This window comes from Arthrobacter sp. UYCu512 (assembly GCF_040547075.1).
Taxonomy (GTDB): Bacteria; Actinomycetota; Actinomycetes; order Actinomycetales; family Micrococcaceae; genus Arthrobacter.
The window spans coordinates 80,345-104,767 of sequence record NZ_JBEPPA010000007.1; the positions used below are offsets into that span (position 1 = coordinate 80,345).

21 protein-coding genes are annotated in these 24,423 nt (G+C 66.3%); 11 read left to right on the forward strand and 10 right to left on the reverse strand.

Going from position 1 to position 24,423, the window contains the following annotated elements; all coding sequences use genetic code 11:
* Nucleotides 1-7 precede the first annotated feature (7 nt).
* Together ABIB49_RS09085 and ABIB49_RS09090 are read left to right on the forward strand one after the other, a co-directional pair.
* Nucleotides 8-1,747: an ABC transporter ATP-binding protein gene (locus ABIB49_RS09085; RefSeq protein ID WP_354156969.1), complete on the forward strand. Its 1,740-nt coding sequence runs from the start codon at nt 8-10 to the stop codon at nt 1,745-1,747.
* The gene (locus ABIB49_RS09090; protein ID WP_354156970.1) at nt 1,744-3,783 is read left to right on the forward strand and encodes an ABC transporter ATP-binding protein; all 2,040 of its coding nucleotides are present in this window, start codon (nt 1,744-1,746) and stop codon (nt 3,781-3,783) included. Before ABIB49_RS09085 ends, ABIB49_RS09090 begins: the two co-directional genes overlap by 4 nt.
* A 30-nt stretch (nt 3,784-3,813) precedes the next feature.
* Here ABIB49_RS09090 and ABIB49_RS09095 read toward each other — a convergent pair whose 3' ends face one another.
* The 4 genes from ABIB49_RS09095 to ABIB49_RS09110 all read right to left on the reverse strand — a co-directional run bounded on the left by ABIB49_RS09095 (nt 3,814) and on the right by ABIB49_RS09110 (nt 6,382).
* Nucleotides 3,814-4,188: a hypothetical protein gene (locus tag ABIB49_RS09095; RefSeq protein WP_226775372.1), complete on the reverse strand. Its 375-nt coding sequence runs from the start codon at nt 4,186-4,188 to the stop codon at nt 3,814-3,816.
* A gap of 10 nt (nt 4,189-4,198) precedes the next feature.
* Complete coding sequence (locus ABIB49_RS09100) at nt 4,199-4,855, reverse strand: hypothetical protein (protein WP_354156971.1); 657 nt, start codon at nt 4,853-4,855, stop codon at nt 4,199-4,201.
* 145 nt (nt 4,856-5,000) lie between these two features.
* A complete protein-coding gene (locus tag ABIB49_RS09105) occupies nt 5,001-5,720 on the reverse strand; it encodes an SCO1664 family protein (RefSeq protein ID WP_354156972.1) in 720 nt (239 codons plus the stop codon).
* Nucleotides 5,717-6,382, reverse strand: coding sequence for a histidine phosphatase family protein (locus ABIB49_RS09110; protein ID WP_354157010.1), 666 nt, complete (start codon nt 6,380-6,382; stop codon nt 5,717-5,719). The genes ABIB49_RS09105 and ABIB49_RS09110 overlap by 4 nt, the downstream gene beginning before the upstream one ends.
* Before the next feature lie 109 nt (nt 6,383-6,491).
* Here ABIB49_RS09110 and ABIB49_RS09115 point away from each other — a divergent pair, with 109 nt between their 5' ends.
* The 4 genes from ABIB49_RS09115 (at nt 6,492) to ABIB49_RS09130 (ending at nt 12,212) form a co-directional block, all read left to right on the forward strand.
* Nucleotides 6,492-7,880: a sigma 54-interacting transcriptional regulator gene (locus ABIB49_RS09115; RefSeq protein ID WP_282358813.1), complete on the forward strand. Its 1,389-nt coding sequence runs from the start codon at nt 6,492-6,494 to the stop codon at nt 7,878-7,880.
* A 30-nt stretch (nt 7,881-7,910) separates the two neighbouring features.
* Nucleotides 7,911-9,914 (forward strand): vWA domain-containing protein, encoded by a 2,004-nt coding sequence (locus ABIB49_RS09120; protein WP_354156973.1) that lies wholly within the window; start codon nt 7,911-7,913, stop codon nt 9,912-9,914.
* A gap of 124 nt (nt 9,915-10,038) precedes the next feature.
* Nucleotides 10,039-10,698, forward strand: a complete 660-nt coding sequence (locus tag ABIB49_RS09125) for a dihydrofolate reductase family protein (RefSeq protein ID WP_354156974.1) — start codon at nt 10,039-10,041, stop codon at nt 10,696-10,698.
* 122 nt (nt 10,699-10,820) lie between these two features.
* A complete protein-coding gene (locus ABIB49_RS09130; protein WP_354156975.1) occupies nt 10,821-12,212 on the forward strand; it encodes an HNH endonuclease signature motif containing protein in 1,392 nt (463 codons plus the stop codon).
* Here the strand turns inward: ABIB49_RS09130 and ABIB49_RS09135 are convergent.
* The 3 genes from ABIB49_RS09135 to ABIB49_RS09145 are packed head-to-tail and all read right to left on the reverse strand — an operon-like array spanning nt 12,209 to nt 15,731.
* Nucleotides 12,209-13,963 carry a cytochrome b/b6 domain-containing protein gene (locus ABIB49_RS09135; protein WP_354156976.1) on the reverse strand — a complete coding sequence of 585 codons (1,755 nt, stop codon included), beginning with the start codon at nt 13,961-13,963 and terminating at the stop codon, nt 12,209-12,211. The genes ABIB49_RS09130 and ABIB49_RS09135 overlap by 4 nt on opposite strands.
* Nucleotides 13,960-14,943 carry an electron transfer flavoprotein subunit alpha/FixB family protein gene (locus ABIB49_RS09140; RefSeq protein WP_354156977.1) on the reverse strand — a complete coding sequence of 328 codons (984 nt, stop codon included), beginning with the start codon at nt 14,941-14,943 and terminating at the stop codon, nt 13,960-13,962. The genes ABIB49_RS09135 and ABIB49_RS09140 overlap by 4 nt, the downstream gene beginning before the upstream one ends.
* An 11-nt stretch (nt 14,944-14,954) precedes the next feature.
* Nucleotides 14,955-15,731: an electron transfer flavoprotein subunit beta/FixA family protein gene (locus ABIB49_RS09145; RefSeq protein ID WP_226775381.1), complete on the reverse strand. Its 777-nt coding sequence runs from the start codon at nt 15,729-15,731 to the stop codon at nt 14,955-14,957.
* A gap of 272 nt (nt 15,732-16,003) precedes the next feature.
* Between ABIB49_RS09145 and ABIB49_RS09150 the strand changes: the two genes are divergently transcribed.
* From ABIB49_RS09150 to ABIB49_RS09170, 5 genes are all read left to right on the forward strand, one after another.
* Complete coding sequence (locus ABIB49_RS09150) at nt 16,004-16,618, forward strand: helix-turn-helix domain-containing protein (RefSeq protein WP_226775382.1); 615 nt, start codon at nt 16,004-16,006, stop codon at nt 16,616-16,618.
* 190 nt (nt 16,619-16,808) lie between these two features.
* The gene (gene argE / locus ABIB49_RS09155) at nt 16,809-18,053 is read left to right on the forward strand and encodes an acetylornithine deacetylase (RefSeq protein ID WP_354156978.1); all 1,245 of its coding nucleotides are present in this window, start codon (nt 16,809-16,811) and stop codon (nt 18,051-18,053) included.
* Nucleotides 18,050-19,372, forward strand: coding sequence for an MFS transporter (locus ABIB49_RS09160; protein WP_354156979.1), 1,323 nt, complete (start codon nt 18,050-18,052; stop codon nt 19,370-19,372). The genes argE and ABIB49_RS09160 overlap by 4 nt, the downstream gene beginning before the upstream one ends.
* A gap of 117 nt (nt 19,373-19,489) precedes the next feature.
* A complete protein-coding gene (locus tag ABIB49_RS09165) occupies nt 19,490-20,944 on the forward strand; it encodes an MFS transporter (protein ID WP_354156980.1) in 1,455 nt (484 codons plus the stop codon).
* A gap of 52 nt (nt 20,945-20,996) precedes the next feature.
* Nucleotides 20,997-21,485 (forward strand): GNAT family N-acetyltransferase, encoded by a 489-nt coding sequence (locus ABIB49_RS09170; protein ID WP_349359535.1) that lies wholly within the window; start codon nt 20,997-20,999, stop codon nt 21,483-21,485.
* 18 nt (nt 21,486-21,503) lie between these two features.
* On the opposite strand, the gene ABIB49_RS09175 is transcribed toward ABIB49_RS09170, so the two are convergent.
* From ABIB49_RS09175 to ABIB49_RS09185, 3 genes are all read right to left on the reverse strand, one after another.
* Complete coding sequence (locus ABIB49_RS09175) at nt 21,504-22,397, reverse strand: alpha/beta fold hydrolase (RefSeq protein WP_354156981.1); 894 nt, start codon at nt 22,395-22,397, stop codon at nt 21,504-21,506.
* A 118-nt stretch (nt 22,398-22,515) separates the two neighbouring features.
* Entirely contained in the window at nt 22,516-23,712 is a 1,197-nt protein-coding gene (locus ABIB49_RS09180; protein WP_354156982.1) for an NAD(P)/FAD-dependent oxidoreductase, read from the reverse strand.
* 173 nt (nt 23,713-23,885) lie between these two features.
* Nucleotides 23,886-24,230 carry a cupin domain-containing protein gene (locus ABIB49_RS09185; protein ID WP_283480823.1) on the reverse strand — a complete coding sequence of 115 codons (345 nt, stop codon included), beginning with the start codon at nt 24,228-24,230 and terminating at the stop codon, nt 23,886-23,888.
* Nucleotides 24,231-24,423 lie beyond the last annotated feature (193 nt).

Genomic DNA, 24,423 nt, shown 5'->3' on the forward strand with positions numbered 1-24,423 from the left:
AGTTCGGATGCTCTGGAAACTGCTCGTTGAATACTTACAGCCGCAACGGCGGCTGCTGCTCGCCGTCGTCGTCTTCCAGTTGGCGCAATCCATCGCGTCGCTGTACCTGCCCACGCTGAACGCGGACATCATCGACCAGGGTGTGGCGAAGGGGGACACCGACTACATCCTGCGCACCGGCGCCGTGATGCTGCTGGTGACCCTGCTGCAGATCGTGTGCGCCATCGCCGCCGTGTACTTCGGGGCGAAGGCGGCGATGGCGCTGGGCCGGGACGTGCGCGGGGCGATCTTCAGTAAGGTAGCGGCCTTCTCCGAACAGGAGGTCACCCACTTCGGCGCGCCGAGCCTGATCACCCGCTCCACCAACGATGTCCAGCAGGTCCAGCAGCTGGTGCTGATGTCCGCCACCCTGATGGTCACCGCGCCCATGCTCAGCATCGGCGGGGTGATCATGGCGATGCGGCAGGACCTGCAGCTGTCCTGGCTGATCGCGGTCAGCGTGCCGGTGCTGCTGGTCGCCGTGGGGCTCATCATCATCCGGATGGTGCCGCTTTTCCGGCTGATGCAGACCCGGATCGACACCGTAAACCGGGTGCTCCGCGAACAGCTCACCGGCATCCGGGTGGTGCGGGCCTTCGTCCGCGAGGACGTGGAGAGCGCCCGCTTCGGCCGGGCCAACGCGGACGTCACAGACACCGGACTGCGCGCCGGCCGCCTGATGGCGCTCGCGTTCCCCACCGTGATGCTGGTGCTGAATGTCTCCTCAGTGGCCGTGATCTGGTTCGGCGCGTTCCGGATCCAGGACGGCTCCATGCAGGTGGGCACCATGATCGCGTTCCTGAGCTACCTGATGCAGATCCTGATGTCCGTTATGATGGCGACGTTTATGGCGATCATGATCCCGCGCGCCGCGGTCTCGGCCGACCGGATCGGGAAGGTGCTCGGGACCGAGTCCAGCGTCCGCCCGCCGGAGCATCCGGTCGACTTTTCCGGGCGCACCGGCCGCTGTGAGCTTCAGATGCGCGACGTCGGTTTCGCCTACCCGGGTGCCGAACGGCCGGTCCTGTCCGGGATCAGCTTCACCGCCCGCGCGGGGCAGACGACGGCGATCATCGGTGCCACCGGTTCCGGCAAGACCACCCTGGTGAACCTGATGCCGCGGCTCTTCGACGCCACCTCCGGTTCGGTCCGGATCGACGGCGTGGACTTGCGCCAGCTGCACCCGGACCTGCTCTGGGGGCACATCGGCCTGGTCCCGCAGAAGCCCTACCTGTTTTCCGGGACCGTCCGCAGCAACCTGCTTTACGGCAAACCCGACGCCACGGAGGATGAAATGTGGCAAGCGCTGTCCATTGCGCAGGCGGAGGACTTTGTCCGCGAGATGGACGGCGGGCTGGATGCGGCCATCTCCCAAGGCGGCACCAACGTCTCCGGCGGGCAACGGCAGCGGATCGCGATCGCCCGGGCGCTGGTGAAACGGCCCGAGCTTTACATCTTTGACGACTCCTTTTCCTCGCTGGACACCGCCACCGATGCCCGGCTGCGGCGGGCGCTCAAGGAGCACACCGCCGGCGCCACCCTGGTGATCATCGCCCAGCGGGTCTCCAGCATTGTGGACGCGGACCAGATCCTCGTCGTCGACGACGGCAGGATCGTCGCGGACGGCACGCACGAGGAGCTGCTGGAGACCTCGGAGACGTACCAGGAGATTGTGAACTCCCAGCTCGCAGCGGAGGAGGCAGCATGAGCGGCACCAACAGCACCGGCCCGCGGACCGCAGCTGACGGACGGGTGCCCGGCGGGGGAACCGGGAAACCCGGCGGACCTGCCGCCGTCGAGCGCATTCCCCGTCCGCGCGGCGGCCCCGGCCACGGCGGACCCTTTGCCGGGATGAACGTGCCCGCGGAGAAGGCGATGAACTTCGGCCCGTCCGCGAAGCGGCTGCTCGGCCAGCTGCACCCGGAGCGGCTGTGGTTGACCCTGGTCCTGGGACTCGCGGTGGTGAGCGTGGCGTTCTCGGTGATCGGCCCGCGGCTCCTCGGTGAGGGCACCAACCTGATCTTCGCCGGCGTCGTGTCCAAGCAGCTGCCCGCAGGGGTGAGCCAGGCCCAACTGATCGCCCAGCTGCGCGCCGCGGGGGAGAACCAAAAAGCGGACATGCTCAGCGCCATGACGCTGACGCCCGGGGTTGGGATCGACTTCACCGCGCTGTCCTCAGTGCTGTTGTGGGCGCTGGTGCTCTACGTGCTGGCCTCGGCGTTCAGCTGGGTGCAGGCGTACGTGCTCAACGGGATTGTGCAGCGCACCGTGTTCCGGCTGCGCGAGCGGATCGAAGCCAAGATCAACCGGCTGCCGCTACGCTACTTCGACTCGGTGCAGCGCGGCGAGCTGCTCAGCCGCGTCACCAATGATGTGGACAACATCTCCCAAAGCCTGCAGCAGTCCATCAGCCAGGCCGTCACCTCGCTGCTGACCGTGCTGGGCGTGCTGATCATGATGTTCATCCTCTCGCCCACGCTGGCGCTAATCGCACTGGTGACAATTCCGCTGACGCTGGTGACGACAGCGCTGATCGCCAAGCGCTCGCAGAAACTGTTTGTGGCCCAGTGGAAGCACACCGGTGAGTTGAACGGCCAGATCGAGGAGACCTACACCGGGCACGCGCTGGTGAAGGTCTTCGGCCGGCAGCGCGAGGTGGAGGAGACGTTCCGGCAGAAGAACGCGGAGCTGTACCAGGCGAGCTTTGGCGCGCAGTTCATTTCCGGGCTGATCATGCCGGCCATGACGTTCATCGGGAACCTGGTCTACGTGGGGATCGCCGTGGTGGGTGGGCTGCAGGTGGCTTCCGGAGCCATGCAGCTCGGAGACGTGCAGGCGTTCATCCAGTACTCCCGGCAGTTCACCCAGCCGCTGGCCCAGCTGGGGTCCATGGCGAACCTGCTGCAATCCGGTGTGGCCAGCGCCGAGCGGGTGTTCGATCTGCTGGACACCGAGGAGCAATCGGCTGATCCGGATGTTGCGGTGGTTCCCGAGTCCAAGCGCGGGCGGCTGGTGTTCGAGGACGTGTCCTTTGCGTACACGCCGGACAAGCCGCTGATCGCGGACCTGAATCTGGTGGCCGAACCGGGGCAGACCGTGGCCATTGTGGGCCCCACCGGAGCCGGCAAGACCACCCTGGTGAACCTGATGATGCGCTTCTACGAGCTCGACGCCGGGCGGATCACACTGGACGGCGTGGACGTCACCGCGATGACCCGCAACGAGTTGCGCTCACGGATGGGTATGGTGCTGCAGGACACCTGGCTGTTCGGCGGGACCATCCGGGACAACATCGCCTACGGCCGGCCTTCCGCTTCCGAGACGGAGATCATGGAAGCGGCGAAGGCGACGTACGTGGACCGGTTCGTCAGGTCCCTGCCGGAGGGCTACGACACCGTGCTCGACGACGAGGGCGCCAACGTCTCGGCGGGGGAGAAGCAGCTGCTCACCATTGCCCGGGCGTTCCTGGCCCGGCCCTCGGTGCTGATCCTGGACGAGGCAACATCGTCGGTGGATACGCGTACCGAGGTATTGGTGCAAAAGGCCATGAGCGCCCTGCGCTCGGACCGGACGTCGTTTGTCATTGCCCACCGGCTCTCCACCATCCGCGACGCCGACCTCATCCTGGTGATGGAGGCAGGCCAGATCGTGGAGCAGGGGAACCACGCTTCATTGTTGGAAACCGGCGGGGCATACGCCGCGCTGTACGCGGCGCAGTTCGCGGCGCCTGTGGCGGAGGTCTAGCGGGGACCCGGCCGGACCGGTGTTCAGACCTTAGACTGCAGCGGACTCGTCGTAGCGCCCATGACGGCGCAGCCACATGTAAAGGCCAACTGAGGCGCCGACGGCCAGCAGCGGGACGGCCCAAACTGCGGAATCAGTGCCGCGCAGCAGGACGGCAACGGCAACGACGGTGGCCGCCGTGACGCCGACGCCCGGTGAGGCAGTTGAGATGTGCCGCAAAACGTCTTTCCTGAACTGTCCATGCAGAGCCGTGAGGCCGACGATGGCGACCACGAGTGCGATTGCCGCTCCGAGTAGAATCAACCCCTCGGCAAGGCCAATGACAACGACTCCAGCAGCGAAAAAGAAGCTTAGGAGTAGCCAGTAAGCGTCTTTAGTTTGACCATTTCGGATTTTTTGGTTCATTAGTTCGATCCTAGCAACCGCGGTTGAAGTCGAGGGCTGTTCCGCCCAAGCCCATGGCCAGGGCACAAGCGAGAGCGGCTCCAGGGCCGAAGAATCCCATTGCGCCGCAGAACGCTGCTTCCGTTGCATACCAGGCCCAGAACGCAGCCCACGCTGATGGACATGAAGGAAGGGCCGTCGTCTCGCCCTGATTTTTTGCTGGGGCCGTGAAGCCGTATGTCGGATCGATCTCGACGCTGGTGGCCAGGGTGCCGTCGGACATTGAAGTCACCCTGATATCGAGGGCGCCCTTGTTGGTCATGTCAACAAAACTGCGCAACGCCTCGGTCGGCATGGAGGCCGCGAAGAACGCCTTCTGCGGGTCGACGTCGACGTTATCGAACCGCTCGAGATACGTGTCGATTGCCGGCGCGTCCTCCAGGATGTTCATTCGCTCTTGGAAGTCGGTGGGGTCAGCCGCAATATGCTCGCGGAGGTTATCCATTGCGATTGCCTGTTGTCCTGCCGAGGGCTCGCCCGCTTCTGCGAACGATGCCGCTGATGCCGATGTTGGCGTCGAGAGCCCTACCAAAGCGCAGCAGAGCACGGCGATCAATCGGTGGAACTTTCTTATTATGTTTCCCCAATTCTTAATGACGAGAGTAAGGCCCAGCGATTCGTCCAGCAATGGATGAAATCTCGAATTGTGACAACGTCTGTCAAGGCGCCCCTGATGCGGGGTGCGGTCCAAAGGGATTTGTTTCGGGTTTGTCACGAGGCTGGTGCAGCTCCTGCCGACCGGGCTTCATGATCTCTGAGATACAGGGTGTTTTCTAAACCAGCGGCCACGGGTACCGCGACCCGGTGCGATCCACGGGCAGCACCCCCGTGACCAGCATGCGCTGAACGCGCCGTTTCAGGGCTGTGACCTCGTCGTCGTCGAGCAGCTCGGCCAGCTCGGGAGGCGCGGCCTCGGCGAGCGGAGCGAGGTCCGCCAGCAGGGCATCGGGAATCGGGTCGCCCGCGAAGTCCCAGATCACGGTGCGCAGTTTGAACGCTGCCGAAAAACACAGCCCGTGGTCGATGCCCCAGATCCGCCCGTCGTCGCCGCGCAGCACATGCCCACTCTTGCGGTCGGTGTTGTTGGCGACGTAATCGAACAATGCCATCCGGGCCATGTCGGGGTGCGTGGAAGGGTCCTCGGATGCCAGCGTGAAATAGTGCTCGCGGAAGTCGCAGTCGATGAACCACTGCAGCGAGCCCACCCCCAGCGGCGCGTCCTCGCGGATCACCGTGGGCGGCACCATGCCCCAACCCAGCGACTCGCTGAGCAGATACGCAGCACGTTCGCGCCGGTGCAGCCCGGGCTCAAAGTCGGACAGCGGACGTTCCCCGGCCACGGGCTTGTACACCGCCTGTGCGCTGTCCTCCCCGTGGCTGAGCTGGACCAGGAACGTTTCGTTGCTGCTGCGCAGAATTTGGCCCACCAGCTCCACACCGCCCTCGGTGAGCAGCGTCAGCTCCCGCCCGGCCCCCGCAGATTCCTGCGTCACCGCGGCCTCAGCTTGCTTAGCGGCTCCGAATGGGAATTCACCATCGGCACCGAGGACGGCTGGCCATCCACAAACTGCACCGCGGACACCGAGCCCGGGCTGATCATAATGCGCTGGAACAGATCCAGGGGTGTGCCCAGTGCATGGGCCACCGCCGCCTTGATGGTGTCGGCGTGGGAGAAACAGACGACGACGCCGCCCGGGTGCGCCGCACAGAGCGCTGCCAGCGACCCAACAATCCGGTCCTGCATCTCGGTAAAGCTCTCACCGTGGGGAAAGCGGAAGGTGGACGGGCTGTTCTGCACGGTCCGCCACTCCGGCAGGACCGCCAGGTCAGCGATTGCCGCGCCGGTCCAGTCGCCGAAGTCGCACTCCAGCAGCCCGGGCTCGTGCTGCACCTCCAGCCCGGTGCGGGCCGCCGTCGGCTCCGCCGTCTCGCGGGCGCGCTCCAACGGCGAGGAATACAGGGCGCTGACGGACAAGCCGGTGAGCCGTTCAGCCACCCGCTCGGCCTGGGCCCGGCCCCGGTCGGACAGATGCAGTCCCGGCGCCCTGCCCGGCAGCACGGTGCCCGTCGTCGGCGTTTCCCCGTGACGCACCAGGAGCAGGAGCGTGCCCTGCCGTGGGGGCTCCGCTGAAAGTCCAGGCGTTGCTGCAGTCATCAAGTTCTAAGCGTAGCGGGAGGGGTCCCCGCCCGAGCTTGCGAGGGAAGGGGAAACTGCGGAGCGGTAGGGGGTGCCATGGTCCCGAGGCGAGGTCTACGGTGGAGGGGTGACTGAACGCCCTGAAATCTTCACAGTTGGTGAACTGCGAGCCTCCGGCCACGTCCAGAAGGACCTGCGCCGGGAAATCCGCGACAACCTCCTCGCCGCGCTGTCGGCGGGACGTGATCCGTGGCCCGGCATCTTCGGCTTCGGCCGGACCGTGCTGCCGCAGTTGGAGCGGGCCCTGCTCGCCGGCCATGACATTGTCCTCCTCGGCGAGCGAGGGCAGGGCAAGACCCGCCTGCTGCGCACCCTGGCCGGGCTGCTGGACGAGTGGTCGCCGGTGATCGAGGACTCGGAACTGAACGAACACCCCTTCGAGCCCATCACCGCGCATTCGCGTGCCTTGGCGCTCACGGAGGGGGACAGGCTGCGCGTGGCCTGGCGCCACCGCTCGGAACGCTATGTGGAAAAACTCGCGACGCCGGACACCTCGGTCGCGGACCTGATCGGCGACGTCGACCCCATGCGCGTGGCAGAGGGCCGCAGGCTGGGCGACCCGGAAACCATCCACTACGGCCTGATCCCGCGCTCCAACCGCGGGATCGTGGCCATCAATGAACTCCCGGACCTCGCCGAGCGCATCCAGGTCTCCATGCTCAACGTGATGGAGGAACGCGACATACAGATCCGCGGCTACGTGCTGCGGCTGCCCCTGGACGTCCTGGTGGTGGCCTCCGCCAACCCGGAGGACTACACCAACCGCGGCCGGATCATCACGCCCCTAAAGGACCGCTTCGGCGCCGAAATCCGCACGCACTACCCGATCGAGCTCGACGACGAAGTGTCCGTCATCGCTCAGGAGGGCCACCTGGTGGCCAACGTACCGGCCGTCATCCTGGAAATCCTGGCCCGCTACACCCGGGCCCTGCGCCAGTCCCCGGCCATTAACCAGACCTCCGGTGTGTCCGCACGGTTCGCCATTGCCGGCGCCGAAACGGTGGCAGCCGCAGCCCTGCGCCGGGCCAGCGTCCGCGGCGAGGACGAAGCCGTGGCCCGAATCATCGACCTGGACGCCGCCGTGGAAGTCCTGACCGGAAAAATCGAGTTCGAATCCGGCGAGGAGGGCCGCGAACAGGACATCCTGGACCACCTCCTGCGCACCGCCACCATGGAGGCCGTGCGGGAGCACTTCCACGGCCTGGATCTGGGACCGCTGGTCACCGCGTTGGACGGGCACGCCACGGTGACCACCGGCGAGTTGGTCACCGCGAAGGAGTTCCTGGCCAACCTCCCCTCCCTCAACGGCTCCGGCCTCTACGAGGAGATCGGCGAACGCTTGGGCGCGGACAACGACGGCCAGCGCGCCGCCGCCGTCGAACTGGCACTCGAAGGGCTCTACCTCAGCCGCCGGATTTCCAAGGAGTCCGACGACGAGGCCACCATTTACGGCTAGGTAGTTCCAAGGCAGAGGACAGGAAGCGCCATGAGCCTTCACAACCGGTCCAGGTATGGCCGCTACGCCGGCGGACCCGACCCGCTGGCGCCCCCGGTGGACCTGGCGGAGGCGCTGGATGCCGTCGCCGACGACGTGATGGCCGGCTACTCGCCCCGGCGCGCGCTGCAGGAGTTCCTCCGGCGCGGCGGCCGGAAACAGCAAGGCCTGGACGATCTTGCCGGCCGCATCCAGCAGCGCCGCAAGGACCTGCTGGGCAAGCACAACCTGGACGGCACCCTCAACGAGGTCAAAAAGCTGCTGGACGCCGCCGTGCTGGAGGAGCGCAAACAGCTGGCCCGCGACGCCATGATGGACAACGCCGACCGCACGTTCCGCGAAATGCAGCTGCAGAACCTGCCCCAGTCCACGGCAGCCGCCGTCCAGGAGCTGTCCTCCTACGACTGGCAGTCCAGCACCGCCAAGGAAACGTACGAACGGATCAAGGACCTGCTGGGCCGCGAAGTCCTGGACCAGCGGTTCGCCGGCATGAAGCAGGCGTTGGAAAGCGCCACCGAGGAGGACAGGGCCGCCATCAGCGAGATGCTGCGCGACCTCAACGAGCTCCTGGACAAGCACCGCCGCGGCGTGGACACCGAGCAGGACTTCCAGGACTTCATGGCCCGCCACGGCCAGCACTTCCCGGAGAACCCGCAGTCGGTTCAGGAGCTGGTGGACGCGCTGGCCAAGCGGGCAGCCGCCGCCCAGCGGATGATGCAGTCCATGTCCCCGGAACAGCGCGAAGAGCTGATGCGGCTCTCCGCCCAAGCATTCGGCTCACCGGAGCTGATGGCACAGCTGGGCCAACTGGACCAGACCCTCCAGGCCCTGCGCCCCGGCGAGGACTGGAATGGCTCCGAACAATTCGAGGGCCAGGAAGGGATGGGCCTGGGCGATGGCACCGGCGCGCTCCAGGACCTTGCCGAACTGGACGACCTCGCCGAGCAACTTTCCCAGGATTATGACAGTGCGCATATGGATGACCTGGACCTGGGCGCCCTGGCTCGACAGCTCGGCGACGACGCAGCGGTCACCGCCCGCACGCTCGCCGCGATTGAAAAGGCCATGCACGACGGCGGCTACCTCAAGCGTGACGAGGACGGGAAACTGCAGCTCTCACCCCAGGCCATGCGCCGGCTGGGCAGGTCGCTGCTGCGCGACGCCGCCAAGCAACTCTCCGGCCGGCAGGGCAGCCGGGAAACCCGGGAGTCCGGGGCAGCGGGGGAGCCCACCGGCTCCAGCCGGCCGTGGGAGTTCGGCGACGCCGCACCCTGGGACGTCACCCGGACCATCACCAACGCGATCCGCCGGACCGTCGCCGACGGCGGCGATACCAGCCACGGCCTCCGGCTGGCGGTGGACGACATTGAGGTGACGGAGACCGAAGCGCGCACGCAGGCCGCCGTCGTCCTGCTGGTCGACGTTTCCTATTCCATGGCCGCCGAGGGACGCTGGGTGCCGATGAAACGCACCGCGCTGGCCCTGCACCACCTGGTCTCCACCAAGTTCCGCGGCGACCGGCTGCAGCTGATCACGTTCGGCCGCTACGCGCAGTCGATGGACATTGGCGAGCTCACCTCCCTGCCGGCCGTGCGCGAGCAAGGCACCAACCTGCAACACGGCCTGCTGTTGGCCGGCCGTTTCTTCCGCCGGCACCCGTCCATGCAGCCGGTCCTGCTGGTGGTGACCGACGGCGAACCCACCGCCCACCTGCTGCCCGACGGCGAATCGGTCTTCTCCTGGCCGCCGCACCCGCAGACCATCCGCCGCACGGTCGAGGAACTGGACAAGGTGGGCCGAGCCGGTGCGCAGTCCACGTTCTTCCGGCTTGGCGATGACCCGGGCCTGGAACGCTTCGTCCAGCAGATGGCCCGCCGCATCGATGCGCGTGTGGTGGCGCCGGAAACCGACGATCTGGGAGCGGCAGTAGTGGGTGAATACCTCCGCGCACACTTCCGTGGCCGCCCCTACGGCGACTCCGATTGGGCAAGTTAGGCGGCCGGCCCGCGCGAGTTCAGTTTTTGCTCGACGGCGGTACGGTTCTTTCAGCGTTGGTCTGGAGTCGGTGGGATCGATGACCATACAGTGACTGCGAACCACAACCACTCCAGGAGATGACATGTCCCTCGTCCGCGTGCATAACTTCTCGATCTCCCTCGACGGCTTCGGCACCGGCGAGGGCCAGCAACTCGACGCCCCGTTCGGTCACGCAGGCACACGGCTAGTGGAGTGGGCGTTCGAAACGCGCACCTTCCGCGAAATGGGGATCCACGGGGAGTCGCCGGGATCCCGCGGGGTCGACGAGGCATTCGCCAGCCAGTGGGGGCCCGGGGTTGGCGTGGAGATCATGGGACGGAACAAGTTCGGCCCGCAGCGCGGTCCCTGGGAGGACGCGGAATGGAAGGGCTGGTGGGGCGAAAGCCCGGTCTTCCACACTCCTGTTGTTGTGCTGACACACCATCCTCGGCCGGTACTCGAGATGGAAGGCGGAACAACCTTCCATTTCGTGGACGCCGACCCCGTCTCCGCGCTCCAGCAGGCTCGGGCCCTGGCCGGCGACCTCGATGTTCGGATCGGTGGCGGTGTCAGTTCGGTTCGGCAGTTCCTCGAGGCCGATCTGATTGACCACATGCACATTGTCCTGGTGCCGATCGTCCTTGGTCGGGGCCAACGGCTCTGGGACGGACTCGAAGGACTCGAAGAACGTTTTGACATCGAAGCGACTCCGTCCCCCCTCGGTGTCCTCCATCTGGTCTTCACTCGACGTACGGCCCGGTAGGCCGACGTCGGAACGGGCCCCGCGGGCTCCCGGCCGCTCACCTGTCAGGACAGCTTCGCGATCGGGGCGAGCACGATCGGGCCGGCGGCTAAATTGTCAGTGCCTCCTGAGATGCTGTGGGTATGGAAGGCGAAGCAGTGCTGGAGACGGTGGCGGCCATGGCGGCCGCCGTTGCCGCTCTGTCTGTTCATGTCTGTGGGGGTGTTTGCGCCGGCCGCGGGACCGTAACCGAAAGCGCGACCGCAGGCACGATTGTGGGTGCGCTGGGTGCTGACCCGATTCGGGATCAGGCGGATGCGTGTCTGGATGGTCTTGCTGAGGTGGGCCGTATGGAAGCCCGGTTGGCCGCGCTGAAGGTACATTTCGCCGCCGGCTACGCCGCCGCGGGGGTGGCCATGACGGCGCCGGCCGTGTCCCCGCAGCAACGCATCGCCCGGCAGATGGCGGTGACGGCTGAAGTTGCCTGCGTGCTGACAGTGAGTGAGAGGTCGGCCGCGGCACTCCTCGCGGAGTCCGCCACGCTTACAACAGGGTTGCCGCTGACGCTGTCGGCGCTGCTGTCGGGGAACATTTCGTGGCAGCACGCACGGGTGATGTGCGATGAGACGTCCGGTCTGGAGCCCGCCGCGGCCGCCGCCCTGGAGGCTCATTTCCTGGACCCGGAGGCTCCCTTTGCAGCGCGCGGCTGCCCGGCGGGAGAGCTGGTGCCAGGCAGGTTTCGGGCCAAGGCGCGCAGTTGGCGTGAACGGCACCATCCGGTGAACATGGAGGTGCGCCACCGCAGAAGCATGCAGGACCGGCGGCTGGAATATGCCCCGGACCGGGACGGCATGGCGTGGCTCTCAGCCTACCTGCCGGCGGACGCTGCGGCGGGGGTCTGGGCACGTGCCACGGAGGCGGCGCGTGCCCTGCAGGGTCCGTCCGAATCCCGGACCTTATCCCAGTTGCGGGTCGACGTCGCCGCCACGTGGCTGCTGGCTGGAGTGGCGGATGGAACCCCATCACCCGCGGCTCAGGTCCTGGTCACCGTTCCGGTGTTGACGCTGATTGGCGCAGGGGAGGAACCGGCCCTCTTGGATGGGTACGGTCCCATTCCGGGGAGTATGGCCCGCCGGTTGGTCGGCGATGGTGCCGGATCGTTCCTGCGGGTGCTGACCGATCCTTCCAGCGGAGCGCCGCTGGAAATCGGACGCACCAGCTACCGGGTTCCGAAGGCGATGCGCCAATGGCTCCGGCTCCGGGATGGCCGGTGTCCTTTTCCCGGCTGCAGCAACCATTCCCTGGACAACGAGGCGGACCATCTCTTGGCGTGGTCGGAGGGAGGCGGCACCGGCGTCGCAAACCTTGGCCAGCCCTGCCGAAAGCACCACCGCCTCAAACACCTCACGCCCTGGCGGCCTGATGGTGCGACCAGGGACCAGCCGCCGCGCTGGATCTCGCCCTCGGGACGCTCCTACCCCAGCGAACAACAGGACTGGGAACCGGCTCCCTGGCCAGCCGCGGGTCGATACTAGCGGCTGCTCACCTGCCCGGACAGCCTCGCCAACGGCGCGAGCACGATCGGGCGGGCGGCGTACCACCCGGCGGCGGTGACGGCGATGGCGGCGGCGAAGAGCCAGAAGCCTGCCCAGTTCACCGCGTCGGTGCCGCCGAACATGTGGTTGAGGTTGCGCAGCGCACCGGTAGCGAACACCAGGAACACATGGACGAGTATAAACGCCACGAAAAACAGCATCGTCGGGAAATGGACCGCGCGCGCAATCTCGATCGGGTAGGCCCTGTTCAACGTCTTTGTGTTCTTCGGCCAGAATTCGCTCATGCGTACGCCAGTGATCGCCGCGAGCGGGGCCGCGACGAAGACGACAATGAAGTACATCAGCTGCTGCAGGCTGTTGTAGTTCACCCAGCCATTCTCGACGGGCCAGTCGAGTGTTATGTACTGCAGGAGCGCGGAGAGCGCGTTCGGGAACACCTCCCAGCTGGTCGGGAGGATCCGCATCCAGTGGCCGGAGGCAAACAGCAGCACCACAAAGATGAGTCCGTTGACCAGCCACAAAATGTCGAGCGACTGGTGCAGCCATAGGTTGATGCTAATTTTCTTGCCACCGCGTTTCGGCGTCCAGAACGCCGGCGGTTTCTGCTGGGTGCGCACCTGGTAACCGGAGCGGATGATGAGCGCGATCAGGAAGATATTCAGGAAGTGTGACCACTGCGCCCACCACGGAAAGCCAGGCTCCGCCGTCTCGGGCAGGCTGTATTCGCCCGGGTATCGGTCGAGGAACGCCGGCACACCGGGCAGCGTGGTCACACCGCGCGCGGCGAGCACCAAAATGCCGGCAGCGGCCACCGCGCCGGCTGCGAGGATTACCACCAGCTTTATCCACTGACCCAGGGTCCGGGAACCGTAGAGCCGCGCCTCGGCTTTTGGCCGGACGGGCTTTTGCGCGGCAACGGACGGTGCCGCCGCTGCCGCTGCCGGTGCCGCTGTCGCTGTCGCTGTCGGTACGGGTCCCGACGACGACGCCGACGCCGGTGCTGATGCCGGGACGGCGGGTACGCTCGCGACGGTGGTCGCCGGGACCACGGGGGCCTCTTGTGCGCTCGCTGCCACCGGCGGTTCGGCCTCGGCTACGGCGTGCTCCACGCTGGTAGCCCGCGCAGGAGCCTGGACAATGTGCCCGGGAGCTGCCTGAACTGTAGGTGCAACGGCGGCCGAGGGAGCAAGTCCAGCCAGCGGCCACGGCTCCCCGCCGGGGACACGGGGAAGCCCACGACGCAGCGGGGTCGCTGCCGCCGTCGTCGTCGTGGCCGGTGCGGTCGCCAAGGTAGCTGCGGGTAGCGTCGCCGCCGGGATTGCTTGGGCAGGGGTCGCTGCCGCCGTCGCAGGTGCCACCAGCGCAGCCGGCTCAGCAGAATCAGAGTCCAGCGCTGGCGCTGCAGCTTCGCCCGCGGCGGGCGCCCCGGACATAGCCGACGCCGGCACCGGCACCGAGCCCAGGGCCGCGGGCGGCCAAGGCTCGCCGCCGGGCACCCGGGGCAGACCGCGGCGAAGCTGCCGCGTCCCGGCGTCGGCGTTCACTGCCGGATCCGGAGCGGCCGGATCCGGAGCTGCCGGCTCCGTTGGATGGGCAGCGGCGGGAGCGGTGGCCCCCTCCGCTCGTTCCATAACGATGGGTGCGGGTGCCTGGCCTGCTGCGGGCCAGGGGTCACCACCCGGCACGCGCGGCAGGCCCCGCCGCAGCGGCCGGGACTGGGTTGCCGTCACTTCTTCCGAGCCTCAAGGGCGCTGATCAGCTGGGGTACAACCTTAAAAATATCGCCCACCACACCAAAGTCGGCGATCTCGAAGATGGGTGCGTCTGCATCCTTGTTGATGGCGACGATCGTCTTAGCGGTCTGCATGCCGGCCCGGTGCTGGATCGCGCCGGAAATGCCAAGCGCGATATATAGCTGCGATGACACGGAAACCCCGGTCTGGCCCACCTGGTGCGATTGCGGGATGAAGCCTGCATCCACCGCGGCGCGCGACGCGCCAATGGCAGCGCCGAGTGTGTCGGCGAGCTGTCCGACGAGGGCGAACTGTTCCTCGGACCCGAGGCCGCGGCCGCCCGCAACAACCTTCGCGGCCCCGCGCAGCTCCGGCCGCGAGGTGGCCGCCACAACCTCTTCGAAGGAATCGATCCGCGCGGCCGGCTTCCCGGAGGGCGCCACTGCCAGGGTCTCCGCCGCTTCCGGCTGAGCCGTGGCGCGGGCCTCGATGGAGCCCTGGCGAACCGTGATCACCGGCGGCCCAAACGTGGACGTTGAGGTCACATTGTAGGCGCCGCCATAGACGGAATGGTGAGCCACGACGCCCTCCTCATCACGTGAGACGCCGATCGCATCGACGGAAACCGCCGCACGCGAACGCGCCGCGAACCGGCCGGCGAGATCGCGCCCGTTCAGTGAGTGCGAAATCAGGATCGCGTCCGGCTGCACCTGCTCCACAGCGGCCGCCAACGCGTCAACGCCCGGAACGCCGAGCGCGGAAGCATCCGGGGTCTCGGCGATCAGGATGCGTGCGGCGCCGAAGGCCGCAGCCTCCGCGGCGGCTGCGCTCCCGGCCCCGGGTGCGGCAAGAACCAGGGCAACGGGCGTGCCAGCTGCGGCGGCAGCGCCGAAGAGTCCGGCTGCAGCCTTGTCAAGTTCACCGGAAGCCCGGGTTTCCACAACGACGAGGATTGCGTCACGAGGGAATTCAGTCATGTCGTTACTCCTTACGCCAGTCGGTTTTCGATCAGGAAGTCAGCGAGCTTTTCGCCGGCATCACCCTCGTCGATGATTTTGACGCCGGCCGCGCGCGGGGGCTTCTCGGCGACGGTCAGCATAATCGAACGCGCCGCGTCCGGGCTGTCGGCGGTGATCCTGAGGTCTGCGAGGGTGAGCGTCTCGAAGGGCTTCTTCTTCGCAGCCATAATTCCCTTGAAATTGGGGAAGCGTGCCCCGGGAAGCGCCTCGGTAATGGAAATCACCGCGGGCAGGGTCGCTGATACCTGCTGCACTCCGGATTCAACGGCCCTGGAGCCGGACACCTCTCCGTCGCGGATCTGTACGGAGCTGAGCCCGGTGGCGTGGGGCACGTCCAGCAATTCCGCAAGCATAGCGGGAATCATGCCCCCGGATCCATCGGTGGAGACGTTCCCGGTGATCACCAGGTCAAACTCGATGCGGCGGAGCGCTGCGGCGAGGGTTTCGGCGGTCAGGCCAAGATCAGCACCCCGGAGCGCCTCGTCCGAGACATGGGTGGCGCTCCCCGCGCCCATCGCAAGCCCCTTGCGTATGGTTGCCGTCGCATTCCCGGGAGCGAGGGAGAGGACTGCGACGTTGGTGCCCGCGTTCGCGTCGGCGTACGCCAGCGCCAGCTCCAGCGCCCGCTCACCGATCTCATCGATGACCGCCTCGCTGGCTTCCCTGTCGGCGAGGCCTGTTTCATGGTTCAGTTTTCGGTCCCCGTACGTGTCGGGAACCTCCTTGACGAGGACGACAATCTTCATTGATGGCTCTTCCTGTGGCTGGCACGTCCCTAGCGGAAACATGTCGAGTCTCCACTGAGTCTACGAAAGTGGCGCGCTGCTTGGTTGACTGGGCGCGTGTCGCGAATATGGAGGACCCACTTTTGCCGCGCCTTTTGCCGCGCCTTTTGACCGCTGCCCTCGACGGCGAACCCGCCACCATCCGCCACCGTCCCGTTGCTGCTGCGTGTCCTCGGCTGGCGCAACCACTTCATTATCTTGACGATATCTTCACTATGGCGGACGATCGTGGGATGGAGAATCACGGCGTCGGCCCCGGGGCAGGACTGGAATATCCCCCGGTAGAGGATCAGGCCGAGCGCGCGATGACCGCCGTCGGCGCTTTGGTCCTGCAGCTACGGCGGGAGGCTGGGTACAGCATCGGCAGCCTTGCGGCGGCGGCCAGCCTCAGCCCCGGCCTGCTGAGCCAGATCGAGCGTGGCCAGGGAAACCCGTCGCTGACCACGCTGATCAAACTCTCCCAGGCCCTGAAAGTACCGGTGGGACGCTTCTTTGACAGCAAAGACCAAGGCGGGGCGCTTGTGCGGCGCGAGGACCGGCGGCGGCTCGAAGTTGCCGAGGACAACCTCATCTACGAACTCCTGACACCGCACATGAGCGGCCAGCTGGGGATGCTGCGGGCCCAGATCGCCCCGGGCTGGGACAACGAGGATGCTCCTTTCAAACACGCCGGCGAAGAATGCGTGACCATGGTGCAGGGCCGGCTCCACGTCTGCGTCAACGGCGTGGGGTATGACCTGGAGGAAGGCGATTCGCTGACCTACGACTCCGCGCTGCCGCACTGGTACCGCAACTCCACCTCGGAAGACGCGGCGCTGATCGGCGCCATGACGCCGCCCTCCTTCTAACGGACCACGGCCGACGGCGGACCTGCGGGCGATGCGCTGCGTTCAATTTAATGAACAAATCGTGTTCAAAGTGTTGACATGAGTGGTGAGTCGGTCAAATACTGGGGAAGAGAGCGGAATAGGCCCGCAGGCATAACCAGCTGCTGCCGCCCACCGCACCCAGCCGTCAAACACTGCGAGGAACCAGCCCATGACGTCCGCCACCACACCGGCAACAGCAGTACCCAGCACCGACGATCCAACTGCCGCCGCCCCCAGCGCCGCGGGTCTGGCCTGGGCGGCGAAGCTGGTCTCCTTCGACACCACCAGCCGCAATTCCAACCTTGCCTTGATCCACTGCATAGCGGACGAGCTCACCGCCCACGGGATCACCCCGGTCATCGTTCCCAGCCCCGACGGCACCAAAGCCAACCTCTTCGCCACGATCCCGGCCCGGGACGGCGCCGTCACCGGCGGTGTTATGCTCGCCGGCCACACCGACGTCGTACCCGTGGACGGCCAGGACTGGCACAGCGATCCTTTCACCCCCGAGATTCGCGAGGATCGGCTCTACGGCCGCGGCACCACCGACATGAAGGCCTTCAGCGGCGCCATCCTGGGTTTGCTTCCCGAGTTCCTGTCCCGCGAACTGTCCGAACCGCTGCACTTCGCCTGGACCTACGACGAAGAGGTCGGCTGCCACGGCGCAGTCATCCTGCTGACCGAGCTCGCTGCACGCGGGATCCATCCCCGGATTGCCTTCGTCGGCGAGCCGACCAGCATGCGTCCCGTCTCGGCGCACAAGAGCAGCCAGCTCTTCCGCGTCAGCGTCAGGGGCATCGCCGCCCATTCCTCCATGACCCCCACCGGTGTCAACGCCATCGAATACGCGGCCAGGTCCATTGCCTTTATCAGGTCGCTCGCCGACGAACACCGGCTGTCCGGCCCGTTTGATGACACCTTTGTGGTCCCCTACACCACCGCCAACGTGGGCCTGGTCAGCGGCGGTGCGGCAGTGAACACCGTTGCTGAACACTGCGACTTCGACTTTGAGTTCCGGACCATTCCGGGTGAGGACCCGGCGACGGTGATCTCCTGTATCGAGGAGCACCTGGCGCAGCTGCGGGCCGAAATCCAACAGGAGAACCCGGCCGCAGACATCCGGATGGTGCCACGGGGTACGGTCCCGGGGCTCAGCCCGGAAGGCCCGCGTGCCGCCCTGGAACTGGCCCAGCAGCTCAGCGGACACGCCGTCGAAGAGACCGTGGTCTACGCCACCGAGGCGGGACTTTTCCAGCGGGCCGGCATCGACACAGTGGTCTGCGGTCCCGGCAACATGGACCAAGGCCACACGGCCAACGAATACATCGAGCTGTCCCAGATCGCCGCGTGCGAGAGCTTTCTGCAGGCACTCTCCGCCCACCTCTCCCCAACCGAACGGACTGCCCAGCCATGAGCCATCAAACTGCCCCCAGCCTCGGTTCCGGTGACCAGGCTACCGGCCAGCGCCCGCCGGCCACCCTGGCGCTGGAACAAAAAAATGCCCGAAAAGCCGTCGTCGCCGCCTCGATCGGCAACGGACTGGAGTGGTTTGACCTGATTGTGTACGGCACGTTCGCCGTCACCATCTCCAAGTTGTTCTTCCCCACCAGCAATGAAGCCGCATCACTGCTGTTGACCTTCGCCTCGTTCGGGGTGTCCTTCATCATGCGCCCGCTGGGCGGCATCATCATCGGCCGTTACGCCGACAAGGCCGGACGCAAGGCCGGCATGCTGGTGTCCATCCTGGTGATGTTTGTTGGCACCTTACTGATTGTGGTGGCACCCACGGCCGCCGCCATCGGGGTCACCGCCAGCATCCTGGTGCTGGTCGCCCGGCTGCTTCAGGGCTTCGCCACCGGCGGGGAATTCGGCACGGCCACGGCCTACCTGATCGAGTACGCGCCGAACCGGAAGGCGTTCTACGGCAGCTGGCAGGTGGCCACCCAAGGCGGCGGCATCCTGCTGGCCGGAATCTTCGGTTTTGTACTCAACTCCTACCTCAGCACCCAATCGCTCGAGTCCTGGGGCTGGCGGCTGCCGTTCATCTTCGCGCTGGCCATCGGACCCGTGGGCTGGTACATCCGGTCCAAGATGGAGGAAACCCCGGAGTTTCTCGCCACCGAAAAGTCCACTTCGCCGCTGCGGGAGACGTTCATCGGCAACGGCGGCCGGCTCTGGGCGATCGTGGGCGTTGTATCGCTGGGATCCGTGGGCGTCTACATTGCCCTCTTTATGCCCACCTACGCGATCGTGAACCTGGGGATGCCGAAATCCGTGGCCTTCCTCTCCACCCTGATCTTCGGTGTGGTGATGAGCCTGGGTTCGCCGTTCATCGGCATGCTTGCGGACAAAGTGGGGCCGGCCCGGGTGATGACCTGGGCTGCTGCCGGCACAATCGTCGTCGGCATCCCGGCGTTTATGCTCCTCATCGCCGCGCCGGCCCTGCCCACCATGGTCGTGGTGGAACTGGTGCTCTCGGTATTGGCCACCAGCTACTTTGCACCGCTGCCGGCCATTATGTCTTCGATGTTCCCGGCCCGCATCCGCTCCACAGGGCTTTCCCTCGGCTACAATATCGGCGTCACAGTCTTCGGCGGATTCGCGCCCTTTATCCTGACCTGGCTGATCGGCACCACCGGTTCCCTGCTGGTGCCCGGGTTCTACCTGGTGAGCATTGCGGTCCTCGCCGCCGTGAGCCTGACCATTGCGCGGAGGGTCTACCGCCAGGCCTGAGCACTACCTGCCCGGGCCTGGCCGGGACTATTTCGCGCCAAGGTGCAGTTATGGAATCGGAGCCGGAACCGGTTTCGGCTGCTACGCGGTTCGGCGCGGACGGGAAGAGACGATCACGTGAAAACAACACTTGCCGAGGGAGTCGGCTTCCGCTCCAAACGCGGGCCCATCCTGATAGCCCTGATGCTTTCGACCGGCCTGGTGGCGATCGACTCGACGATCGTCGCGACCGCCGTGCCCTCGATTGTGCATGACGTTGGCGGATTCACGTCCTTTCCGTGGCTCTTTTCCGCCTACCTGTTGGCCCAAGCCGTCTCGGTGCCCGTCTATGCAAAGCTCTCCGACATCGTGGGCCGCAAACCGATCATCCTGATCGGGATCGGGTTGTTCCTGCTCGGTTCGATCCTGTGCGGGCTCGCCTGGAGCATGCCGGCCCTCATTGCGTTCCGTGTGCTGCAGGGACTGGGCGCCGGGGCGGTCCAGCCGATGGCCATCACCATCGCCGGCGATATCTACACACTGACCGAACGGGCCAAGGTGCAGGGCTACCTGGCCAGCGTCTGGGCTGTCTCCTCAGTCGTGGGTCCAACGCTCGGGGGCGTGTTTTCCTCGCTGGGCATCTGGCGGGGGATCTTCCTGGTGAACATCCCGCTGTGCCTCCTGGCCGGGTGGATGCTGATCCGGTCCTTCCACGAGGACATCGAGCGGGTGAAGCACCGCGTTGACTACTTGGGGGCGGGGTTGCTGACAGTCTCGCTCAGCCTGATCATCCTCGGCGCCCTCGAGGGCGGCCAGGCGTGGGCTTGGAACTCCGCGATCAGCATCGCCGTCTTTTCCGCCGGCGCAGTCTTGTTCGCAGCGTTTATCCTCGTTGAGCGGCGGGCAGCGGAACCGGTCCTGCCGCCGTGGGTGGTATCGCGGCGGCTGCTGGCGACGACTGCGATGATCTCCTTTGGCGTCGGAGCCATCATGCTGGGCCTCACCTCCTACGTGCCGACGTTCCTCGAAGGTGCCCTCTCCACCTCCCCGATCCTGGCCGGCTTGGCGCTGGCGGCGCTCACGATTGGCTGGCCGATCAGTGCCTCCCAGTCGGGCCGGGTCTATCTTCGGATCGGGTTCCGGCGGACCGCCATGATCGGCGTCGCGGTCACTGTCATCGGCGCAGCGGTGCTTGCCCTGACCGCCTCCACACCCAGCATTCTTTTAGTCGCCATAAGTTGTTTCATCGTCGGGCTCGGTCTTGGGCTGGTCGCGACCCCAAGCCTCATTGCCGCCCAGTCAAGCGTCGAATGGAACGAGCGCGGGGTAGTCACCGGCACCAATCTCTTCGCCCGCTCGATCGGCAGCGCCATCGGCGTGGCAGTCTTCGGGGCGGTTGCCAACGCGATCTACTCCGGCACCCCGGGCGGCAGCACGGATCCGCACACCATCGTCTCGGCCTCCGGGGCAGTGTTCCTCTCGGTGCTGGTCGGGGCCGTGCTCACGGTGATCGCCGTCATCGCCATGCCGGCCACCAGCCACAACGCAGGTTCAGCCGGGCAGCACCGCCGCGCCGAGGCAATCGAAAACTAGCCGGCGGCATCGGTTGTCCCAGCTGGTCACAGGGGGCTGAAATACTGGGCCCATGATGCTCGCCGCACTGGACCTGCCCGGTGGACCCTTTACGATCCGGAAAGCCGAACCCTCCGACGTCGGCCCGATTTTGCGGCTCCTGGCGGACGACCAGCTCAGGGCCTCCACCGACTCGGTAGCGGCCGAGGACCGGGGGCCGTACGATCGCGCCTTTCAAGCCATTGACGCCGATCCTGCGCAACTGCTGGTCGCCGTCGTGACGACTGATCGGGAGGTAGTTGGGACGATGCAGCTGACATTCATCCCCGGACTCGCCCGTGGTGGGGCGACTCGACTGCAGATTGAGGCGGTGCGGGTCCGGGCGGACCTGCGGAGCAACGGACTCGGGGGCGCCATGATCAGCTGGGCGGTCAACGAGGGCCGCCGGCGAGGCGCAAGACTGGTCCAACTCACGTCCGACGGCTCCCGGGTCGCGGCGCACCGGTTCTATCAGCGGCTTGGCTTCGAAGCGTCGCACCTCGGTTTCAAACTTATGCTCTGAGGGCCCGCTTCGAGTCTCTTAGCCGACCAGGCTCAGTACCGCCTGCGCGAACGCGTCCGGGTCCTCCTGCGGCACGTTGTGCCCAATGCCCGGCAGGACCCGGTGGCGGTAGGGGCCGGTGAAGTGCCCCCTGCCGGCTGCCGCCGCGGGGCCGCCGACGCCGTCGTCCCCGCTTTCGAGTATTACCGTTGGAACGCTGATCTGCGGCTCCCGGGCGATCAGCTCCTCGAGCCCTTGGTACCGGGGGTCGCCGTCGACCAGCCCGTAGCGGTGGCGGTAGGAGTGGATGACAACGTCGACGAAGTCGGGGTTGTGCAGGCTCGGGGCGCTCGCGGTGAAGGCCTGCCGTGCACCATCCCAGCCGGGCGACCAGGTACGCCACAACAGCCCGCACAATTCCTCGCGGTTTAGTTCCAGCCCGCGGCGCCCCCGCTCCGAGTGGAAATAGTACTGATACCAGTAGCTTCGCTCCCATTCCGGGAGGGCAGGCTCGCCGGACCGGGCAAGGTTGTGCATGTTGTAGCCGCCCACGGAGACGAGGCCGGCAACCCGTCCGGGCTCCAGGGCCGCCACGACGCAGGCCGCCCGGCCGCCCCAGTCGTAGCCTGCCACGACTGCCTGGCCGATGCTGAGGGCATCCATAAAGTCGATGAGGTCCTGGCCGAGGGCGGCCTGTTGGCCCGAGCGGATGGTCGTGGGATCGAGGAACCGGGTCGGACCGAACCCGCGGAGGTAGGGCGCGAGCACATACGCGCCCTGGCCGGCGAGGATCGGGGCGACGTCGTCGAAGGCCCTAACGTCATACGGGAATCCGTGCAGAAGGATGACCGGGGGCCCGCCCGGGTCGCCCGCGGACTCGTATCCGATGTCCAGGACGGGGGTCTGAACGCGGCCGGAGGATAAAAAGCTCATGGTGCCATTCTGGGCCCGGCGGGGCGTCGCCCCCGGAACCTGCCGTGGGCGCGCCTGCCCGCCGATGGGATCGGGGCGGAGCCACTGCCCCGTCGGAGTTCTCCTGCTGCCCGTGGAGTTATATGCGCCCCTTGAGGATCAGGTTCCAGTACATAAACGGAAGCCCGTAGCGCTTCAGCAGCCACATGTCGCTGCGTTCCTTCGTGGTGTCGATGAACGGAATGCTGGGGGCGGGCTGCAAAGTGTAATCAAACTCCGCCAGCAGCATTTTCCCCCGCGCCGTGGTCAGCGGGCAGGAGGAGTACCCGCCGTACTGGGCGGCCGCGGCCTCCCCTTCAATGGCGGCCAGCAGGTTCTTCACCAGCACCGGGGCCTGCTTGCGGATCGCAGCGCCGGTCTTCGAGTTCGGTGTAGACCCCGCGTCGCCCAGGGCAAAAACTTCCGGGTACCGCTTGTGCTGCATGGTGTGCTTGTCAACGTCCACGTAGCCGGCGGGGTTGGCCGGGTCCGCCAGCGGGGTGCGCTTGAGCCAGTCCGGCGCAGACTGCGGCGGCACAACGTGGAGCAGGTCGTAGTGCAAGGATTCCTGGGAGCCTGCCGCATTGTCAGTAATCACTGCCACGCCAGCGGCCGGGTCCACCGAGGTCATCTCGCTGTTGAAGCGGACTTCGATGCCGTACTTGGCCACCACCCGCTCAAGCTCATCGGCGAACACCTTGACCCCGAACATACCCGGCGTCGGCAGAACCATCACGACCCGGATCTTGTCCAGCACCCCCTGCTTTTGCCAGTAATCGGCGGCCAGGTACGCAATTTTCTGCGGCGCGCCGGCACATTTGATCGGCCCTGAGGGCTGGGTGAAAACGGCCGTTCCGGACTTCAGGTTCCTGATCATGTCCCAGGTCTTTGGTGCCAAGTCGAAGCGGTAGTTGCTGGAGACGGTCGGCGACTCCAGGGCCTGGGCCATGCCCGGGATCTTGTCCCAGTCCAACTGGATGCCGGGACAGACCACCAGATAGTCATAGGTGACGGATCCGCCGGACGCCAGTGCGACGCTTCGCCGCTCAGGATCGATATCCGTCGCGGCGTCCTTGATCCACGCAACTCCCTGCGGCATTACGGTTGCCTGTGGACGGACCGACTCCGTCTGGCTGGCCGAACCGCCTCCCACCAGGGTCCATAACGGCTGATAGTAGTGGTACTCGCTCGGCTCAATCAGGCCGATATCAGTCCGGCCAGCATGGCGGAGCCGGGCGGCGACACTCAGTCCCGCATTGCCGCCTCCGACGATCAGGATCTCGTGGTGCATAGTCATGGATAAGACGCCTCTCTCGAACCGGGCGTCGCTTCAGCGCGGACGCCGTTCTCTTCGTGTTGTTACACACTGTGATGCCAATCACTCTATACCCTGGGGGGTATTTTGCATAGCTTCACCGGGGGCGTGAACCGGAAGATCCTCCCGTCCTGATCCGGGGCCGCTGCGGGCGCCTACGCCTGCCTGACGATATCGACCGAGATCTCCACCGCCGGAGCGGCCCCCCTGTTCTCCAGCCAGTGAAAGGTGTTCCCGTCCTCGGGCCAACCCATTCCCGGGCCATAGTCCGTGGCCGCTCCATTGCGATGGTCGGTGATGGTTCCTTGCAGGATGTAGACCATGCCGGGCCGGTCTTTATGGTCATGCACAGGGCCGAAGACGCCTCCCGGCTCGATGGTCACCATCCGCATCCGGAGCAGGCGTCCTGCCATGCCTTCGATCTCGGGCCCCAGGTCAACCGTTCCCAGCAGCTGCGCCGCAACACCTTTTGTCTTCGGTGCCGCCTGCTCTTCGCTCATGGTGCTCTCCTCTGTCCTTGCTGTTCCGCCCGCCGGCACCCGGAGTCTGCACGGCTACGGCAAGGACCTCTCGGCCCGGGCGACGGACTGTTGGCTGTATTAGCTGGTCTACTCCGAAAACGGTTCCTGCATCAAGACCGCCTGCCAAGGAAAAGGAACCGCCTCCGGCGCGTGGCCGGAGGCGGTTCCTGGG

Coding starts and splice junctions, on each gene's coding strand:
- ABIB49_RS09085 (WP_354156969.1), top strand. CDS start 8: ATGCTCTGGAAACTGCTCGTTGAATACTTACAGCCGCAACGGCGGCTG.
- ABIB49_RS09090 (WP_354156970.1), top strand. CDS start 1,744: ATGAGCGGCACCAACAGCACCGGCCCGCGGACCGCAGCTGACGGACGG.
- ABIB49_RS09095 (WP_226775372.1), bottom strand. CDS start 4,188: ATGAACCAAAAAATCCGAAATGGTCAAACTAAAGACGCTTACTGGCTA.
- ABIB49_RS09110 (WP_354157010.1), bottom strand. CDS start 6,382: ATGACTGCAGCAACGCCTGGACTTTCAGCGGAGCCCCCACGGCAGGGC.
- ABIB49_RS09120 (WP_354156973.1), top strand. CDS start 7,911: ATGAGCCTTCACAACCGGTCCAGGTATGGCCGCTACGCCGGCGGACCC.
- ABIB49_RS09125 (WP_354156974.1), top strand. CDS start 10,039: ATGTCCCTCGTCCGCGTGCATAACTTCTCGATCTCCCTCGACGGCTTC.
- ABIB49_RS09130 (WP_354156975.1), top strand. CDS start 10,821: ATGGAAGGCGAAGCAGTGCTGGAGACGGTGGCGGCCATGGCGGCCGCC.
- ABIB49_RS09140 (WP_354156977.1), bottom strand. CDS start 14,943: ATGACTGAATTCCCTCGTGACGCAATCCTCGTCGTTGTGGAAACCCGG.
- ABIB49_RS09145 (WP_226775381.1), bottom strand. CDS start 15,731: ATGAAGATTGTCGTCCTCGTCAAGGAGGTTCCCGACACGTACGGGGAC.
- ABIB49_RS09150 (WP_226775382.1), top strand. CDS start 16,004: ATGGAGAATCACGGCGTCGGCCCCGGGGCAGGACTGGAATATCCCCCG.
- argE (WP_354156978.1), top strand. CDS start 16,809: ATGACGTCCGCCACCACACCGGCAACAGCAGTACCCAGCACCGACGAT.
- ABIB49_RS09160 (WP_354156979.1), top strand. CDS start 18,050: ATGAGCCATCAAACTGCCCCCAGCCTCGGTTCCGGTGACCAGGCTACC.
- ABIB49_RS09170 (WP_349359535.1), top strand. CDS start 20,997: ATGATGCTCGCCGCACTGGACCTGCCCGGTGGACCCTTTACGATCCGG.
- ABIB49_RS09175 (WP_354156981.1), bottom strand. CDS start 22,397: ATGAGCTTTTTATCCTCCGGCCGCGTTCAGACCCCCGTCCTGGACATC.
- ABIB49_RS09180 (WP_354156982.1), bottom strand. CDS start 23,712: ATGACTATGCACCACGAGATCCTGATCGTCGGAGGCGGCAATGCGGGA.
- ABIB49_RS09185 (WP_283480823.1), bottom strand. CDS start 24,230: ATGAGCGAAGAGCAGGCGGCACCGAAGACAAAAGGTGTTGCGGCGCAG.